The 14,968-nt window shown below is 66.1% G+C and carries 15 protein-coding genes and 1 tRNA gene (1 of these 16 running past the window's edge); 4 read left to right on the forward strand and 12 right to left on the reverse strand.

The features are described 5' to 3' along the window. A protein-coding gene (locus ACQR1X_RS19295; protein WP_434837971.1) for an NAD(P)H-dependent oxidoreductase crosses the window boundary here: on the reverse strand, positions 1-928 show its 5' portion. It extends 377 nt beyond the left edge of the window; only the first 928 of its 1,305 coding nucleotides appear in the window; the start codon lies at positions 926-928; its stop codon lies beyond the left edge, outside the window. Between the two features lie 167 nt (positions 929-1,095). Beyond that, the gene (locus ACQR1X_RS19300) at positions 1,096-1,896 is read right to left on the reverse strand and encodes a phytanoyl-CoA dioxygenase family protein (protein ID WP_434873630.1); all 801 of its coding nucleotides are present in this window, start codon (positions 1,894-1,896) and stop codon (positions 1,096-1,098) included. A 209-nt stretch (positions 1,897-2,105) separates the two neighbouring features. On the opposite strand from ACQR1X_RS19300, the gene ACQR1X_RS19305 reads away from it, so the two are divergent. Beyond that, positions 2,106-2,648 (forward strand): methylated-DNA--[protein]-cysteine S-methyltransferase, encoded by a 543-nt coding sequence (locus tag ACQR1X_RS19305; protein WP_434899395.1) that lies wholly within the window; start codon positions 2,106-2,108, stop codon positions 2,646-2,648. 34 nt (positions 2,649-2,682) lie between these two features. Here the strand turns inward: ACQR1X_RS19305 and ACQR1X_RS19310 are convergent, their stop codons facing one another. From ACQR1X_RS19310 to ACQR1X_RS19325, 4 genes are all read right to left on the reverse strand, one after another. Then, positions 2,683-3,549 (reverse strand): MBL fold metallo-hydrolase, encoded by an 867-nt coding sequence (locus ACQR1X_RS19310; protein WP_315805515.1) that lies wholly within the window; start codon positions 3,547-3,549, stop codon positions 2,683-2,685. Positions 3,550-3,568: 19 nt separating this feature from the next. Beyond that, the gene (locus tag ACQR1X_RS19315; protein ID WP_434837969.1) at positions 3,569-4,183 is read right to left on the reverse strand and encodes a glutathione S-transferase family protein; all 615 of its coding nucleotides are present in this window, start codon (positions 4,181-4,183) and stop codon (positions 3,569-3,571) included. A 129-nt stretch (positions 4,184-4,312) separates the two neighbouring features. Beyond that, the gene (locus ACQR1X_RS19320; RefSeq protein WP_434837968.1) at positions 4,313-5,155 is read right to left on the reverse strand and encodes a fumarylacetoacetate hydrolase family protein; all 843 of its coding nucleotides are present in this window, start codon (positions 5,153-5,155) and stop codon (positions 4,313-4,315) included. A gap of 77 nt (positions 5,156-5,232) precedes the next feature. Beyond that, positions 5,233-6,096, reverse strand: a complete 864-nt coding sequence (locus ACQR1X_RS19325; protein WP_434899396.1) for an MBL fold metallo-hydrolase — start codon at positions 6,094-6,096, stop codon at positions 5,233-5,235. A gap of 116 nt (positions 6,097-6,212) precedes the next feature. Here ACQR1X_RS19325 and ACQR1X_RS19330 point away from each other — a divergent pair, with 116 nt between their 5' ends. Beyond that, complete coding sequence (locus tag ACQR1X_RS19330; protein ID WP_315805511.1) at positions 6,213-6,668, forward strand: DUF3775 domain-containing protein; 456 nt, start codon at positions 6,213-6,215, stop codon at positions 6,666-6,668. A gap of 315 nt (positions 6,669-6,983) precedes the next feature. On the opposite strand, the gene ACQR1X_RS19335 is transcribed toward ACQR1X_RS19330, so the two are convergent. Together ACQR1X_RS19335 and ACQR1X_RS19340 are read right to left on the reverse strand one after the other, a co-directional pair. Then, positions 6,984-7,766 carry an SDR family oxidoreductase gene (locus tag ACQR1X_RS19335; protein WP_315805510.1) on the reverse strand — a complete coding sequence of 261 codons (783 nt, stop codon included), beginning with the start codon at positions 7,764-7,766 and terminating at the stop codon, positions 6,984-6,986. A gap of 138 nt (positions 7,767-7,904) precedes the next feature. Next, positions 7,905-8,420, reverse strand: coding sequence for a CvpA family protein (locus tag ACQR1X_RS19340; protein WP_315805509.1), 516 nt, complete (start codon positions 8,418-8,420; stop codon positions 7,905-7,907). Between the two features lie 111 nt (positions 8,421-8,531). Between ACQR1X_RS19340 and ACQR1X_RS19345 the strand changes: the two genes are divergently transcribed. Then, positions 8,532-9,293 (forward strand): SDR family oxidoreductase, encoded by a 762-nt coding sequence (locus tag ACQR1X_RS19345; protein WP_316217973.1) that lies wholly within the window; start codon positions 8,532-8,534, stop codon positions 9,291-9,293. A gap of 45 nt (positions 9,294-9,338) precedes the next feature. Here ACQR1X_RS19345 and ACQR1X_RS19350 read toward each other — a convergent pair whose 3' ends face one another. Next, entirely contained in the window at positions 9,339-10,940 is a 1,602-nt protein-coding gene (locus ACQR1X_RS19350) for a GMC family oxidoreductase (RefSeq protein WP_315805507.1), read from the reverse strand. 144 nt (positions 10,941-11,084) lie between these two features. Beyond that, positions 11,085-12,518 (reverse strand): coniferyl aldehyde dehydrogenase, encoded by a 1,434-nt coding sequence (locus tag ACQR1X_RS19355; RefSeq protein ID WP_434899397.1) that lies wholly within the window; start codon positions 12,516-12,518, stop codon positions 11,085-11,087. Between the two features lie 490 nt (positions 12,519-13,008). Here ACQR1X_RS19355 and ACQR1X_RS19360 point away from each other — a divergent pair. Continuing rightward, positions 13,009-13,085 (forward strand) — tRNA-Met (locus ACQR1X_RS19360). A 320-nt stretch (positions 13,086-13,405) separates the two neighbouring features. Here the strand turns inward: ACQR1X_RS19360 and ACQR1X_RS19365 are convergent. Then, the gene (locus tag ACQR1X_RS19365) at positions 13,406-14,491 is read right to left on the reverse strand and encodes a YeeE/YedE family protein (protein ID WP_315805489.1); all 1,086 of its coding nucleotides are present in this window, start codon (positions 14,489-14,491) and stop codon (positions 13,406-13,408) included. 121 nt (positions 14,492-14,612) lie between these two features. Further along, positions 14,613-14,963, reverse strand: coding sequence for an ArsR/SmtB family transcription factor (locus tag ACQR1X_RS19370; RefSeq protein WP_315805488.1), 351 nt, complete (start codon positions 14,961-14,963; stop codon positions 14,613-14,615). Positions 14,964-14,968: the final 5 nt, after the last annotated feature.

Raw genomic sequence — 14,968 nt, forward strand, 5'->3', positions numbered from 1 at the left:
CGCTTGAATCGGTCTTGAGTCCGTATTGCCGGAAGCAGTCCGCGGCGTAGTCGTTCGGCGCCTCCAGCACGACATAGACGCCCCAGCGCAGATCGCGAAATACCGGACGCCCGTCCCGCTCCAGCGATGAGACCACCTCGACCATGCCGGAGCGCTCGAGCACGCCGCCGCGGTCGCGAGGCCGCAGCACATGCGGCAGGTCATCGACACCGCAGGGTGGAAACAGCAGTCCGTTCGTGGGCACGTCGAGCCCCGTCGCGTTGGCGATCGCGGCCATCTCGATCGCCGACTTGGTGCCGTCGAGGAAGGAATTGAACATCTGCGGGTTCATCCCGGCCGACTGCGCCTCGCCGGCGGTGAGGCCGTAATGTTGCCAGACGCCGTCCGGCGTGACGTCGTGATAGGCCGGCAGATACTTCGTGCCCTTGCCTGCGGCGACGACATGGAAGCCGGTCGCACGCGCCCAGTCGACGAGCTCGGCTGTCAATGCCGGCTGGTCGCCATAGGCGAGTGAGTAGACAACGCCGGCCCTGCGCGCCTCGTCGGCCAGCAACGGCCCCGCCAGAACGTCAGCCTCGACATTGACCATCACGATGTGCTTGCCGGCCCTGATGGCCGCCTGCGCGTGGCGGATGCCCGCGGCCGGACTGCCGGTCGCTTCGACGACGACATCAATGGTGTCAGCAAGCGCTTTTGCGCCGTCGGGACTGAACGCGGTGCGTTCGATCCGCTCGGCGCTCCAGCCGACGGTGCGGCAGGCGTCCCGCGCGCGCCCCGGATCGAGGTCGACGATGACGGGCACCTCGAGCCCCGCCACGTGCGGCACCTGCGACAGGAACATCGAGCCGAACTTGCCGGCGCCGATCAACGCGACGCGCACGGGCTTGCCGGCGGCGGCGCGGGCTTGGAGGAGGGCGTGGAGGTTCATTGTATTGTCCGGTTTCCAGATTGTCGCGCGACCTGCAACTACCACCTCCGTCGTCATGGCCGGGCTTGACCCGGCCATCCATCTCTCAGCAGGGCGGCTTTGCCGAGAGGATGGATGCCCGGGTCAAGCCCGGGCATGACGACCTGCTTTCGTGACGGCGATATGGCTTACTCCGCCGCCTCGCGATGCGCTCGCGCGAGTTGCAGCAACACATCATCCGGCAGGGTTTCGATCGGCGTGAAGTCGCGATGCGCGATGTACTCCGGGCGCGTCGGGGTGCGGATGTGGTTCGAGACGGCGTTCAGCGTGAGATACACGATCTTGCGCGGGTAGGGCGTGATGTTGCCGGCGGAGCCGTGCACAAGATTGCCGTGGAACATCAGCATGCCGCCGGGCTTTCCGGTTGGCGCGACGATGCCGCCTTCCGCGACCAGCCGCGTCACCGTGGCCTCGTCCAAGGTCCACAACGGATAGGACGTGGTCGCCAGATCATGCGAGGCCTCGAGATCGCCGGCATGCTGGCTGCGCGGCACCAGCATCAAGGGGCCGTTGATCGGCATCACCTCGTCGAGGAAGATCGCGATGTTCATCGCGCGCGGCTCCGGCATGCCGTCGTCGCGCTTCCAGGTGCCGTAGTCCTGGTGCCATTGCCAGACATCGCCGGTGAAGGCCGATTTGGCGTTGATCTTGAACTGATGCATGTAGAGTTTCTCGCCGAAGATCTGCTCGATCGGCTCGATCATGCGCGGATGCGCGGCCAGCACGCGGAAGGCGTCGTTGTAGAGGTGGGCGGCAAACGCCGTGCGCGGCGCGCCGCTCTTCTCGCGCCAGACCTCGGGCCTGTCGGCGGCATAGATCGCCTCCGCCTCGCCGGCGAGGAACGCGGTCTCCTCCGGGCTGAACAGCTCGGGCAGGAACAGCCAGCCCTCGCGATTGAAGAATGCAATCTGCTCCGGCGTCAGCTTCATGGCCTTCTCCCTCGCCTTGGTTTCCTCGGATGAGGCGCCCGCTCTTTGCGCCGGGCTGCCCCTGCGCCGTGCTCCCATGCTTTCGGCCTGCCGATGGGCATCACGGCGCTTCCGCTGTCGACATTGGCAGAATCCGGGTGGATCGCAACATTCTCCAAGCCTAATTTGACTGGCAGATGATACGGGGCAGAGCGGCGATGGAGTCCGTCATGTCAGAGCACAGCTTTGCGATTTTCGAAACCGCGATCGGCCCTTGCGCGATCGCATGGGGAGCGCGCGGCATCAATGCGGTGCAACTGCCGATGGGCGGCGTCGCGCAGATCCGCATCCGGATGCAGCAGCGTTACGACGGCATCGGCGAGGCCGACCCGCCGCCGCATGTGCGGCGCACCATCACGCGGATCACGGCGCTGCTTGCCGGAGAGCCGGATGATCTCAGCGATGTCGACCTCGATCTCGACGGCGTCAGCGCGTTCCAGCGCGGCGTCTACGAGATCGCGCGCCGGATCCCGCCGGGCCGGACCCTGACCTATGGCGATATCGCCAAGCAGCTCGGCGGAGTCGAGCTGTCACGCGAGGTCGGCCAGGCGCTCGGGCGCAACCCGTGCCCGATCGTGGTGCCCTGCCATCGCGTGCTGGCGGCGGGCAACAAGCCGGGCGGCTTCTCCGCCAATGGCGGTGTCGAGACCAAGCTGAAGATGCTGGCGATCGAGGGCGCCGCCGTGAACCATACGCCGAGCCTGTTCGATTGATGCGAAAGCGCGCGGCGGACGCCAGGCTCGGGCGTCAGACCGCCTCGCAGGCGAAGGCACTGCCCTTGCGCCTGATGCGGCCGACCGAGGGCGACGGGAAATGCGCCGTGCAGCACAGCGTCGCGGTGTCGCAATAACGCTCCAGGAACGTTCGTCGCGTGACAGCCGCCTGTTTCGGGTCGACGTCGAACTTCGGTGACAGTTCGGGAAGCCCGAGCTGCAACGGCGTGTGGATCAGGTCGCCGGCGAACACCGCGTCGTCTCGGCCCTTGCCCACGGCGATTGCGACATGGCCGGGCGTATGCCCCGGCGTCGGCAGCAGGCGGATATGATCGCCGATCGAGAATTCGTCGCCGACGATGTCGGCGCGCTTGGCCTCGACCACCGGCAGCACGCTGTCGGCGAATGGAGGCACCTCGGCCTTGGCGTTCTGCGCCACCCAGTAGTCATATTCGCGCTGCGCGAAGACGTAGCGCGCATTCGGAAAAGTCGGCACCCAGCGGCCATTGTCGAGCCGCGTGTTCCAGCCGACATGATCGGTGTGCAGATGGGTGCACATCACGACGTCGATGTCGTCGACCGAGACGCCGGCGGCTGCGAGCGCCCGCATATAGCTGTCGTCGCTCTTCATGTTCCAGACCGGCCGCGCGCGCGGCTTGTCGTTGCCGATGCAGCTGTCGATCAGGATGGTGTGGTGAGGCGTCCTCACCACGTAGGACTGAAAGCACAGGATCAGCGTGTCCTGCGCATCGAGCGCGCCGGCCGCCTGCAGCGCGCTGCGCTCTGCCGCCAGCATCTCCGGCGTCAGCTCCGGAAACATCTCGCGCGCCGGCAGGAACGTGGTTTCCTGCTCGATGATGCGATGAATGGTCGTGTCTGCAACCGAGAATGTCAGCGTCACGGCAGCTCCTGTTCGGGGATCAAGCCGCCGGCGGCACCGAGATCTTCACCGATTCGCGTTCGAGCATCTTGTTATGGAACGCGTCGAGCGCCGGAAACGCCTTGCGCCAGCCGCAATCGGCGAAGCGGAAATCGGCATAGCCGAGCACGCAGACGAGGCCGATCGCGGCGACGTCGAACGGGCGCGTCATCAGGTCGCTCTGCGCATTGAAGCGCGCCATGCCCATCCAGGCTCTGTTCCAGTGGTCGTCGGACCAGGCCTGCCAGCGCATTCCCTCCGGGCGCACCAAGGCCTCGTAGCGGCACAGCAGCATGGAATCGAGCATGCCCTGCAGCATCGAATGCTCGCTCTTGACCTTCCAGCGCGACGGGCCGGAGGCGGGGATCAGCTTGTTGCCGCCGGCGAGCTCGTCGAGATATTCGACGATCACGTAGGAATCCAGGATGACGTCGCCATTGTCGAGGATCAGCACCGGCAGCTTCTTCAGCGGCGTGATCTTCGAATATTCCTCGTTGGCCTGACCCGGCACCACGGCCGCAGGCACGAACTCGATTTGATCGATCAGTCCGAGCTCGATGGCGGCGATGCGCACCTTGCGGGCGAACGGCGAGGCGGGCGAAAAGGTGAGTTTCATCGGCGTCTTCCTGTTGGCTCGATGCGGATTGTTATCCGTCATTGCGAGGAGCGAAGCGACGAAGCAATCCAGAGCCGCGCGTGACGCCCTGGATTGCTTCGCTTCGCTCGCAATGACGGTGAGGTGACGTTACGCCTCGATGATCTCCTGGCGCTGCTCGCCGAGGCGCTCGATGCCGAGCGTGACGACGTCGCCGACGTTGAGGAAGGTCGGCGGCTTCATTCCCATGCCGACGCCGGGAGGCGTGCCGGTGGTGACGATGTCGCCGGGCAGCAGCGTCATGAACTGCGAGACGTAGGAGATGCACTTGGCCATCGAGAAGATCATCGTCGCGGTGGTGCCGGTCTGGCGGCGCAGGCCGTTGACGTCGAGCCACATCGACAGGTTCTGCACGTCCGGAATCTCGTCCTTGGTGACGAGCCACGGGCCGACCGGACCGAACGTGTCGTGCGACTTGCCCTTGGTCCACTGGCCCAGGCGCTCGATCTGGAAGTTGCGCTCGGAGACGTCGTTGCAGACGGTGTAGCCGGCGACGTGGTTGAGCGCCTCGGCCTCCGAGACGTATTTGGCGCGGGTGCCGATGATCGCGGCGATCTCGACCTCCCAGTCGAGCTTGGTGGAGCCGCGCGGCTTCTCGACCTGGTCATAGGGACCGCACAGCGCGGTGTTGGCCTTCAGGAAGAAGATCGGCTCGGCCGGGATCGGGTTGCCGGTCTCCTTGGCGTGGTCGGAGTAGTTGAGGCCGATCGCGACGAATTTCGAGATGCCGGTCACGGGGGCGCCGAGCCGCGGCTTGCCGGCGACGGCGGGCAGGGAGGCCGGATCGAGCGCGGCGAGCTTCTTCAGGGACTCCGGCGCATAGGCCGCACCGTCGAGGTCCTTCACATGCGCGGACAGGTCGCGCAGCTGGCCGGATGCATCGATCAGGCCCGGCTTTTCCGCGCCCTTCTCGCCGTAGCGAACAAGCTTCATTGGTTTCTCTCCCTCAATTCCTTGGTATTCCAGAGCCCTGTCATGGAGCATGGCGGGGCGAAATTCAACCTCGCGGGCTATGCGCTGCCGCGGCCCGGCACTGCCTGGAAGCGGAAGGTGGCGCCGTTGCGCCGGATATGGCCGGCATCGAAATGGCCGCCGATCACCAGCGCCTCAGTGTCGGCGAAGCGCGAGAACAGCGCCCGGCGCGTGGCGGCCGCCTGCGCCGGATCGGAATCGACCGTCGAACTCCAATCGAGATGCGCCATCTGGCAGGGATGGTGGGCGACGTCCCCGGTCAGCACGGCCTCCGCTCCCTCCGAGCGGATGTGCAGGCTGACATGACCCGGGCTGTGCCCCGGCGTCGGGATCAGCGTGATTTCGTCGGTGATCACATCCTCGCTTCCGACGAGCTCCGCGCGTCCGGCCGCGACGATCGGCTGGACGGAATCGGCGAAGGTCGCGGTCTCGTCGGCGGCCTCGCTGTGATCGCGCCAATGCTCATATTCCGCGCGGCCGAAGACATAGCGCGCATTGGGAAAGGTCGGCCCCCAGCGGCCGTCGACCAGCTTCGTATTCCAGCCGACGTGGTCGACGTGGAGATGCGTGCAGATCACCATGTCGATGCTGTCAGGCGGGAAGCCCGCAGCGCTCATCGTCTCCAGGAAGGGTGTCGCGCGGTTGTTCCAGATTGGCACGCTGCGGCCCTGCTTATCGTTGCCGAGCCCGGTGTCGACCACGATCCGCATCTTCGGTGTTTCCAGCACCAGGGTGTGGATCGACATCTTCAGCCGACCCTCGTCGGTCGAAAAATCGGGTGTGAGCCAGGACAGCTCGCGGATCGTCTCGGGTGTTGCCTGCGGCAGGATGAAGCGGGTGCCGCCGACGGTCTCCAGCTCGACGAATTTGGTGATCCTGACCCGGCCGATCGTCCAAGACATGCGCGCTTCCTCGTCTTATTCTTGATGCCGGTAACGATGCCGCGCGGCTTGTTCCGGCGCAATGGATCAACTGCCCGGAACAGGCGTTGCTGCAGTCCGTCCATGAGGAGAACGCCATGCCAGAGCTGACGATATCGCCCGAGAAGGTTGCCTTCCTGATCGAAAAGGCGCGCGAGTTCGACGTCAAGGAGCAGGCGACCGATGAGGATTCCGGCTCGAATGCCGCCGATGACGACATGGTCGACGTGCTCCAGGACAGCGGCGATGATCCCGTGGTGCGCGAGATCACCGGCTTCATCAACGCGATGACCGAGGATGAGCAGACCGATCTCGTCGCCTTGATGCGGCTCGGTCGCGGCGACGGCGATATCGACGAGTGGGACGAGCTGCGCCGCGAGGCCGCCGGCCAGCGCGACCGCCACACCGCGCGCTATCTGCTGGGCGAGCCGATGCTCGGCGACCTGCTGGCCGAGGGCCTCGATGCGTTCGGCATCGACTGGACCGAAGGCCGCACCACGGCGGATTCGTCGAGCCCGAGCCAGCGCGACGAGGACGAGATCACGAAGCGGTAGGTCTTTGCAGATCAGGGCAGGTAACTACTACGCAATAGTGACCGCAGGCTTTCCAGCTAAGAGTCGAGCGCTCTCCCGCGACGCCGGTGCGCTCCCTCTCCCCGTTCTTCACGGGGAGAGGGGTGGGGTGAGGGGCAGCCGCACAGGAGGTGTCAGAGGGCAAACGCTCGGGGAGTGTTCGTGGTGAGGCCTGTACCCCCTCACCCGGATCGCATCTGGCGATGCGATCCGACATCTCCCCGCACGCGGGGAGAGGCGCAGAGCGAGCAAGTCGCGAGAGACCTCTGCACTCCAACGTTTCCCGCAATACGCCGCTTAAAGCGTGCCCGGGAACGCGCCGCCGTCAAGCAGGATGTTCTGGCCGGTGATGTAGCCGGCCTTGGCGGCGCACAGGAAGGCGCAGGCGAGGCCGAACTCTTCGGGATCGCCGAAGCGACCCGCAGGGTTTGTCTTGGCGCGGTCGGCCAGGATCTGCTCCGGCGTGACGCCGCGCTTTTCGGCTTCGCCCTTTGCCGTGGAGAGAAGGCGGTCGGTCTCGAACGGCCCCGGCAGCAGCGCATTGATGGTGACGTTGTTGATCACGGTCTTGCGCGACAGGCCGGCGACGAAGCCGGTGAGGCCGGCGCGGGCGCCATTGGAGAGGCCGAGAATGTCGATCGGCGCCTTCACCGCGGCCGAGGTGATGTTGACGATGCGGCCGAACTTGCGCGCCATCATGCCGTCGACGGTCGCCTTGATCAGCTCGATCGGCGTCAGCATGTTGGCATCGAGCGCCTTGATCCAGTCGTCGCGGGTCCAGTTGCGGAAATCGCCGGGCGGCGGGCCGCCGGCGTTGTTGATCAGGATGTCCGGGTCCGGGCAGGCCTTCAGCACCGCGGCGCGGCCCTCCGGCGTGGTGATGTCGCCCGCCACTTCCGTCACGGTGATGCCGGGATTGGCCGCGCGGATCTCGGCCGCGGTCTTGGCCAGCGTCTCGGCGCCGCGCGCCGTGATCGTGACATGCACGCCCTCATTGGCGAGCGCGATGGCGCAGGCGCGGCCCAAACCCTTGCTGGAGGCACAGACGATGGCGCGGCGGCCCTTGATCCCGAGATCCACGATTGATCACTCCGATATGTCAGTGAGGCTGAAAGGAAGATGGGCGCATTCTAGCCAACGGCATTGCCGCTGATAAGAGCAGCCGGCCTGTGCCGAATTGCATGGCTCGCTATGACGGGAGAGGCGCCGCCGGGTCGGTCAGATGCGCCGTTCCTGCTTCAGCCGGTCGATCAGGCTTGCGACCTCCGGAGGCAGCGAGCGGAAGCCCTTTGCGCCTGCGAGCGAGAGCATCGGACGCAGGCGTGATCCGTCGAGGAAGCGCGGCTGGCGCTCGGGAGGAACGATCCTGTCGAACACCAGCACCAGCGTGGTCGCGACCATGCCGGTGCGGACCGCGCCCAGCAGCGCGCCGCCGAGCCGGTCGCCAAAGCCGGCCTCGGAACCGATTGCCTCGTCGAGCAGGATGCGACCGATCTTGCCCAGCGCCATGCCGATCACGACGAAGGCGGCGAAGAACTGCAGCCAGTTCTGGGCCAGCGGAGTGCCGTGCGCGTCTTGCAGCTGCGGGCTCATCGCTGCGACCGCCCCCATCGCCAGCGGCATCGCGAGCAGATAGGCCAGAATCGTGATGGCGCTGCGCAACAGCCCGGTTGAGAAGCCGCTGTAGACGGCAACCATCAGTGCGGCACAAGCGGCGAGGTCGAAAGCGTTCATGGTTGCTCCGCCGCGGTTGTAGGCCGCGCCCGGTAAACGATTCCGGTTTGCGCTGCTTCAAATCGTCTGTATCAAAGCGCCGCAACAAATGAGCAAATCGTGGGAGGAACCATGTCCGAGCTGTTCGACGTCAGCCGCGAGGTGATCCTGATCACCGGCGCGAGCCAGGGTCTCGGGCGGCAGTTCGCCCGGGTTCTATCGGCGCATGGCGCCGCCGTCGCGCTCGCGGCACGCCAGACCGGCAAGCTCAAGGCGCTGGAGGCGGAGATCAGGGCGAGGGGCGGTCGCGCTGCCGCCGTGGAGATGGACGTGACGAGCATGGCGTCGATCGCCAGGGGCATGGACGCCGCCGAGGCCGCGCTCGGGCCCGTCACGGTGCTGATCAACAATGCCGGCATCGCCGTGGAGAAGCTCGCGGTCGAGCAGAGCGAGGCGGATTGGGACGCCGTGATCGGCGCCAATCTCAAGGGCGCCTATTTCGCCGCAACCGAAGCGGCGCGGCGCATGGCCGCGCGCAAGGCCGGCGGCAACATCATCAACATCGCCTCGGTGCTCGGCTTCAGCGTCGTGAAGTTCATCTCGCCCTATGCGATCTCCAAGGCCGGCGTGGTACAGGCGACCAAGGCGCTCGCGCTGGAGCTCGCGGCGAGCGGCATCCGCGTCAACGCACTGGCGCCGGGCTACATCGACACCGACATCAATCACGAGGTCTGGGAGACGCCGGCGGGCGAGAAGCTGATCAAGCGCATCCCGCAGCGGCGCGTCGGCCATGAGAGCGACCTCGACGGCGCGATCCTGCTGCTGGCGTCCAACGCTTCGCGCTACATGACCGGCAGCGTGGTGACGGTGGACGGCGGCTTCCTGCTGACGTGAGGCCCGGCTGATCCGCAGGTTGATTTCCCACGATGGCGAGCGGTCTCAGCCCTTCAGCTCGTCCTTGATCATGTCGGCGGCCTTCTCGCCGATCATGATCGTCGGCGCATTGGTGTTGCCGCCGATCAGGGTCGGCATGATCGAGGCGTCGACCACGCGCAGGCCGGACGTTCCGTGCACCTTCAATTCGGGATCGACCACGGCGAGCGGATCGTCGACGCCCATCTTGCAGGTGCCGACGGGATGATAGACCGTATCGACGCGGGCTCGCAGGATGGCGCGGATGTCGTCGTCGGTCCTGACATCCGAGGTGAACAGGTCACGCGTGGCGAGGCTGCGCATGGCCGGCGTCTCCATCAGCCGCAGCGTCGTCTTGTAGCCGGCGACCATGGTCTCGACATCGTCGGCCTCGCCGAGGAAGTTCGGATCGATCAACGGCGGCGCCAGCGGATCGGCACTCTTCAGTCCCACCGTGCCGCGGCTCTTCGGCCGGAGCAGACAGAAGTGGCAGGAGAAGCCGTTGCCGTGGCGCTTGCGGCCGTGATCGTCGGTGACGGCCATGCCGAAATGCAGCTGGATGTCGGGCACGTCGAGATCAGGCCGCGTCTTCAGGAAGCCGCCGCATTCGGCGAAATTCGAGGTCAGGACGCCGCGGCGCTCGCGGCGATATTGGCCGATGCCCGCCAGCAGCCGGCGCAGGCCTTTCGGCGACAGCGAGGAGAAGTTGGGGTTGTCGGAGGTGTAGGCGAAGATGAAATCCGGATGGTCCTGCAGGTTCTGTCCGACGCCGGGCAGATGATGGATGCTGGCGATGCCGAGCCGCGCCAGCGCGCTTGCATCTCCGACGCCGGAGAGCATCAGCAATTGCGGGGTCTGGAACGCGCCGGAGGCGAGGATCACTTCGCGGCGGCAACGGATCTGCTTGACCTCCTTGCCCTGGCGGTACTTGACGCCGACGGCGCGCTTGCCCTCGAACAGGATCATCGACGCATGCGCCGATGTCTCGACGCGCAGGTTGCTGCGGCTGCCGATGTGCGGCTGGATGTAGGCCCGTGCCGCGCTCCAGCGCTCGCCATTGGCTTGCGTGACTTGATAGAGGCCGAGCCCTTCCTGCGTCTCGGCATTGAAATCGTCGCGGACCGGAAACTGCGCTTCGCGCGCCGCCTGGAGAAAGATGTCGTGTACGGGATTGTCGGTGCGCAGCCGGTTGACCGGCAGCGGTCCCGATTGGCCATGATACGCGCCGTTGAACTCGGCATTGTTCTCGGCGCGCTTGAAGTAGGGCAGCACGTCGTCATACGACCAGCCGGTATTGCCGAGGGAAGCCCAATGATCGTAGTCGGCGCGGTGGCCGCGGATGTAGACCATGGCGTTGATCGCGGAGGAGCCGCCGAGCCCGCGGCCGCGCGGCTGATAGCCGCTGCGCCCGTCCAGGCCCCTCTGCGGCACGGTGGTGAAGGACCAGTTGTTGACGGGCCCCGCGACCATCAGGAATAGCATGTAGGGCGTTGTCACGATCCAGTTGTCGTTGCGCCCCCCGGCGTCGAGCAGCGCGACGGATGTCGCCGGATCTTCCGACAGGCGGCCGGCAACCGTTGCGCCGCCGCTGCCGCCGCCTACGACGATGAAATCGACCTCGTCCGTCACGTGCTTCGTCTCCCTGATTTGCTTTTTTATTTGGTCGTCATTCCGGGGCGCCGCGCAGCGGCGAACCCGGACTCTCGAAGTTGACGTCTCATCATCTCCGGATTCCGGGTTCGCGCTGCGCGCGCCCCGGAATGACCGAACGGGTCAGCTCAGAAACCGCAGCAGCTTCTCGATGCGGGCGATGCTGGCCCCATAGGGCGGATAGAGATCCTTCATGCGGTTGAAGGGCGAGCGGTAGAACACCGGCTTCAGCTTGCTGAAGCTGTTGAAGCCCCATTCGCCGTGATAGTGGCCGATGCCGGAGGCGCCGACGCCGCCCATCGGCTGATTCATCTGCGCAAAATGCAGAAGGCAGTCGTTGATGGTGACCCCGCCGGAGACGGTGCGCGCCAGCACCGCGTCGCGCGCCGCCGCGTCGCTGCCAAACCAGTACAGCGCAAGCGGCCGGTCGTGGGCATTGATGTGGCGGATGACGTCGTCGGATTGCCGATAGGGCATGATCGGCAGCAGCGGGCCGAAGATCTCCTCCTGCATGATCGCCATGTCCGCGCTCGCACCCGTCACGATCGTCGGCGGAAACTTCCGCAGTTTCTTCCAGGCCGGATCCTCCGGGCTGGTCGTGCTCAGCGTCCTGGCGCCGCGCGCGATCGCGTCGCGCAGCAATCCTTCCAGCCGGGCATAGTGCCGCTCGGAGATGATCGACGTGTAGTCGGCATTGGCCGGGTTGGTGCCGAACATCCGCAGCATGTGTCGGTGCAGCTTGCTCGCGAACGCGTCCGCGTGCTGCTCGGGCACGAACACGTAGTCCGGCGCGATGCAGGTCTGGCCGGCGTTGAGCAGCTTGGCATAGGCGATACGCTCGGCGGCCTCGTCGATGTTGGCGGAGACGTCGACGATGGTCGGTGACTTGCCGCCGAGCTCGAGCGTCACCGGGGTCAGGTTGCGCCCGGCGGCCTCAGCGACGATGCGGCCGACGCGGGTCGAGCCGGTGAAGACCAGATGATCGAACGGCAGCCCGGCAAAGGCCTCCGCGACGCCGTCCTCGATGCCGGTGACGATGAACTGGGTCGGGTCGAAATTCGCCGCGATGAGCTCCTTCAGCAGCGCCGAGAACTGCGGCGTCAGCTCGCTCGGCTTGATCATGACCCGGTTGCCGGCGGCGAGCGCGCCGATCGCAGGCGCCAGCGTCAGCTGCAGCGGGTAGTTCCAGGGCGCGATGATGCCGACCACGCCGAGCGGCTGCGGCATCAGGCGGTTGCGCGCCGGCCAGAACTGCAGCGCGGTGGCGATGCGTCGCGGCGCCATCCAGCGCGGCAGCGCCTTGAGCGTGTGCCTGATCTCAGCCTGCAGGAACAGCGTCTCGGCAATCGTCGTCTCGACCACGCAGCGGTGGCCGAAATCGGCTGAGATCGCCTGCTCCAGGCGGGTCTCATTCTCCGACAGCATGGCCCGCAGCCGCTTCAGGCCGTCCAGCCGTGCTGCGAGGGCGGGCGGAGGCGCATTGCGTGAGGCTTCGACCTGCGTGTGGAACGCGTTGTCGAGCGCCGAGAGGGCGGGGCTCTTCAGGGACTGGTCCATGGACGTCTCCTCGCGTGTAGCGCGGCCGCGTGCAGGGCCGTCATTCTGGTTGGCCTAAAGCTGCCGCGTTGCGGAACCCTTGGCAAGCGCGGCGTCGGTTTCGCGCCGCCTAGCGCGCGCGTGGAGCCGATCCATTTGGCGGGCGTGTGTCGTCGGTCCCTGCCGCCGCCCTTCGAGGAACTTTTTCCTTGTCCCCAGCCCGCGCCGTGCCCCTGGTCCCCGCCGGCAAACAGGCCGCCACATAAGCGTCTGTCATATCGATGTAATTTCTGAAATGAGTCCCGCGACAAGCGGTGTCACAATCCGGCAAAAAAACTTCCCGAAAGCCCTTTCCAAACCGGCCTCGCATTGGTACATACCGCCCCGCACCCGACGGTCGGCTAGGCCAACGGGCTCAAGCCTTCTCAGGAAGCCTTTGGGATGGATCGGCAGCGCCTCAGGTGTCTGCCAGGACCGCCTGGCACTTCCCTGAAGGTGACGCACAAGTTAACGCGGGGTGGAGCAGCCCGGTAGCTCGTCAGGCTCATAACCTGAAGGTCATAGGTTCAAATCCTATCCCCGCAACCATTGAGACCGACACTCCCGTAGCCGATGAGGCTGCGGGAGTTTTTGGTTTGTGCCTCTGCATCCCTGTTTCATCCCGGTAAGCTGCTGTGCAGCTGAGGAGGACGGTGCCGCCTCGTGAAGCGCGGCGTCGGACGATCCGAGGATTATCAGGGGGACTGCGCTCCAGACGGCCACTGGGAGTGGGCAGTCAATTTGCGAAGCTTGCGTTGAACTGAAAATGTCGAGGGAACGGACGAAATCCACGGTCCGCTTGCCTGCGGCACAGCGTCATTGGCCAGCCGTGGGAGCAAGTTCGCACCTTGCGCGAGCGTAGCCGCTCGTCACGATGTCAGACGCAGCAGGTTGCGCACGGCAGGGCGCCATTCGCCGGTCATGGTGTATTCGAGGCCGAGACGTGCGCCGCAGGTGATCGCCAGCATCGTCAGCGGTGCCGAGACCGCCAGCGTCGAGAAGGCCGAGAGGCCCTGTCCGATCGTGCAGCCCATCGACATGATGCCGCCGGTGCCCATCAGCAGTGCGCCGGTCATGTGACGCTTCAGCTCGCGCGCGTCGTCGCAGGCTTCCCAGCGGAAAACGCGCGAAAACATCGCCGCGACGAACGAGCCCAGGATCACGCCGGCGACCGAGCCGATCGCGAAGTCGGCGTGCGTGCCCGAAAGCGTGGCGATGTAGAGCACGGTGTTGCCGAGCGGGGCAACGAAGGTGAGGGATGCCACGCGCGCCGGATCGAAATCGTCATTGCCGAGCCAGCTGGTGGCGAACCAGCCGAACGCCACCGCGAAGCCCACGGCGAGGCCGGATAGCAGCAGGCGCGGCGATCTCACGAGGCGCCCGTCGGCCAGTGCCCAGGCCGCGAGCGCAACTGCTGCGACGGATACGGTCAGCGGCCGCGCATATGAGCCGAGTGCGGACGACAGCAGCGCATCCATGCCCTGGGTCATGGTCTCGGGCAGGCGGATGGAGAGCGGCTCGATCAGCGAGATGCGCAGGAATCCCGTGAGCCCGCGCATCGCGGCCAGGGCCGACACGCCCAGCACCAGGAACACGACGATGGCGCGCAGGTCGCCGCCGCCGATCCGGACCAGCGTGCCGAAGCCGCAGGTGCCGACGAGGGCCATCCCGATTCCGAACAACAAGCCGCCGATGATGGCGCCGCCGAGCGGAATCGAGGATGTCAAATAGATCGAGCGCGACAGGTCGATCAGGCCGAAGCTGGCGAGCAACTGGGTTGCGACCAGCGCCACCGCGGCCGCGAGCGCGAACGATTTGAGCCGGCGAGTATCGGCGCCGAAGAACGCGTCCTCCAGCATCGCGAGCGTACAGAAGCGGCCGGCGCGGCCGGCGACGCCGAGGACGGCGCCCGCGAGCAGCCCACACATGAACGTCAGTGCTGACGGGCCGAGCATTCCTCTCCGACGTCCTCGTTGGTTTCCCGGTATTGTGCTCCAGGAACGGCGGGGACGCCAGACCTCTTGCGCCGCTACAGGGCGCGCCGATGCGAAGCCCGAGACCGCGAGGGCGAACCTGTCAGCGGCGGCGCTTGCGGACCGGCTCGCAATAGACGTCGTAGATCGCCGTCAGGATCTTGCGGACATCTTCGCTCGCAAGGCTGTAGTAGATCGTCTTGCCGTCGCGCCGCGTCGTGACCAGCCGGTCGAGCCTGAGACGGGCGAGCTGCTGCGAGACGGTCGACTGCCGCTCGCCCAGGAACTGCTCGAGCTCGGTGACGGATTTTTCGCCTTCGGCGAGGATACAGAGCAGCAAAAGCCGGGACTCGTGGGACAGCGCCTTCAGCATCTCGCTGGCTTCCCGCGCCTTCTCGATCATCTGCTCGAGCTCGGCAGAGGTTTCGATGTCCTTCAAGTTCGGCAGCGGCATGAATT

It is taken from the genome of Bradyrhizobium sp. HKCCYLRH3073, from assembly GCF_051167995.1.
In the GTDB taxonomy this organism is placed as follows: Bacteria; Pseudomonadota; Alphaproteobacteria; order Rhizobiales; family Xanthobacteraceae; genus Bradyrhizobium.

Coding starts and splice junctions, on each gene's coding strand:
- ACQR1X_RS19300 (WP_434873630.1), bottom strand. CDS start 1,896: ATGAAGCTGACGCCGGAGCAGATTGCATTCTTCAATCGCGAGGGCTGG.
- ACQR1X_RS19305 (WP_434899395.1), top strand. CDS start 2,106: ATGTCAGAGCACAGCTTTGCGATTTTCGAAACCGCGATCGGCCCTTGC.
- ACQR1X_RS19315 (WP_434837969.1), bottom strand. CDS start 4,183: ATGAAACTCACCTTTTCGCCCGCCTCGCCGTTCGCCCGCAAGGTGCGC.
- ACQR1X_RS19320 (WP_434837968.1), bottom strand. CDS start 5,155: ATGAAGCTTGTTCGCTACGGCGAGAAGGGCGCGGAAAAGCCGGGCCTG.
- ACQR1X_RS19325 (WP_434899396.1), bottom strand. CDS start 6,096: ATGTCTTGGACGATCGGCCGGGTCAGGATCACCAAATTCGTCGAGCTG.
- ACQR1X_RS19330 (WP_315805511.1), top strand. CDS start 6,213: ATGCCAGAGCTGACGATATCGCCCGAGAAGGTTGCCTTCCTGATCGAA.
- ACQR1X_RS19340 (WP_315805509.1), bottom strand. CDS start 8,420: ATGAACGCTTTCGACCTCGCCGCTTGTGCCGCACTGATGGTTGCCGTC.
- ACQR1X_RS19345 (WP_316217973.1), top strand. CDS start 8,532: ATGTCCGAGCTGTTCGACGTCAGCCGCGAGGTGATCCTGATCACCGGC.
- ACQR1X_RS19355 (WP_434899397.1), bottom strand. CDS start 12,518: ATGGACCAGTCCCTGAAGAGCCCCGCCCTCTCGGCGCTCGACAACGCG.
- ACQR1X_RS19365 (WP_315805489.1), bottom strand. CDS start 14,491: ATGCTCGGCCCGTCAGCACTGACGTTCATGTGTGGGCTGCTCGCGGGC.
- ACQR1X_RS19370 (WP_315805488.1), bottom strand. CDS start 14,963: ATGCCGCTGCCGAACTTGAAGGACATCGAAACCTCTGCCGAGCTCGAG.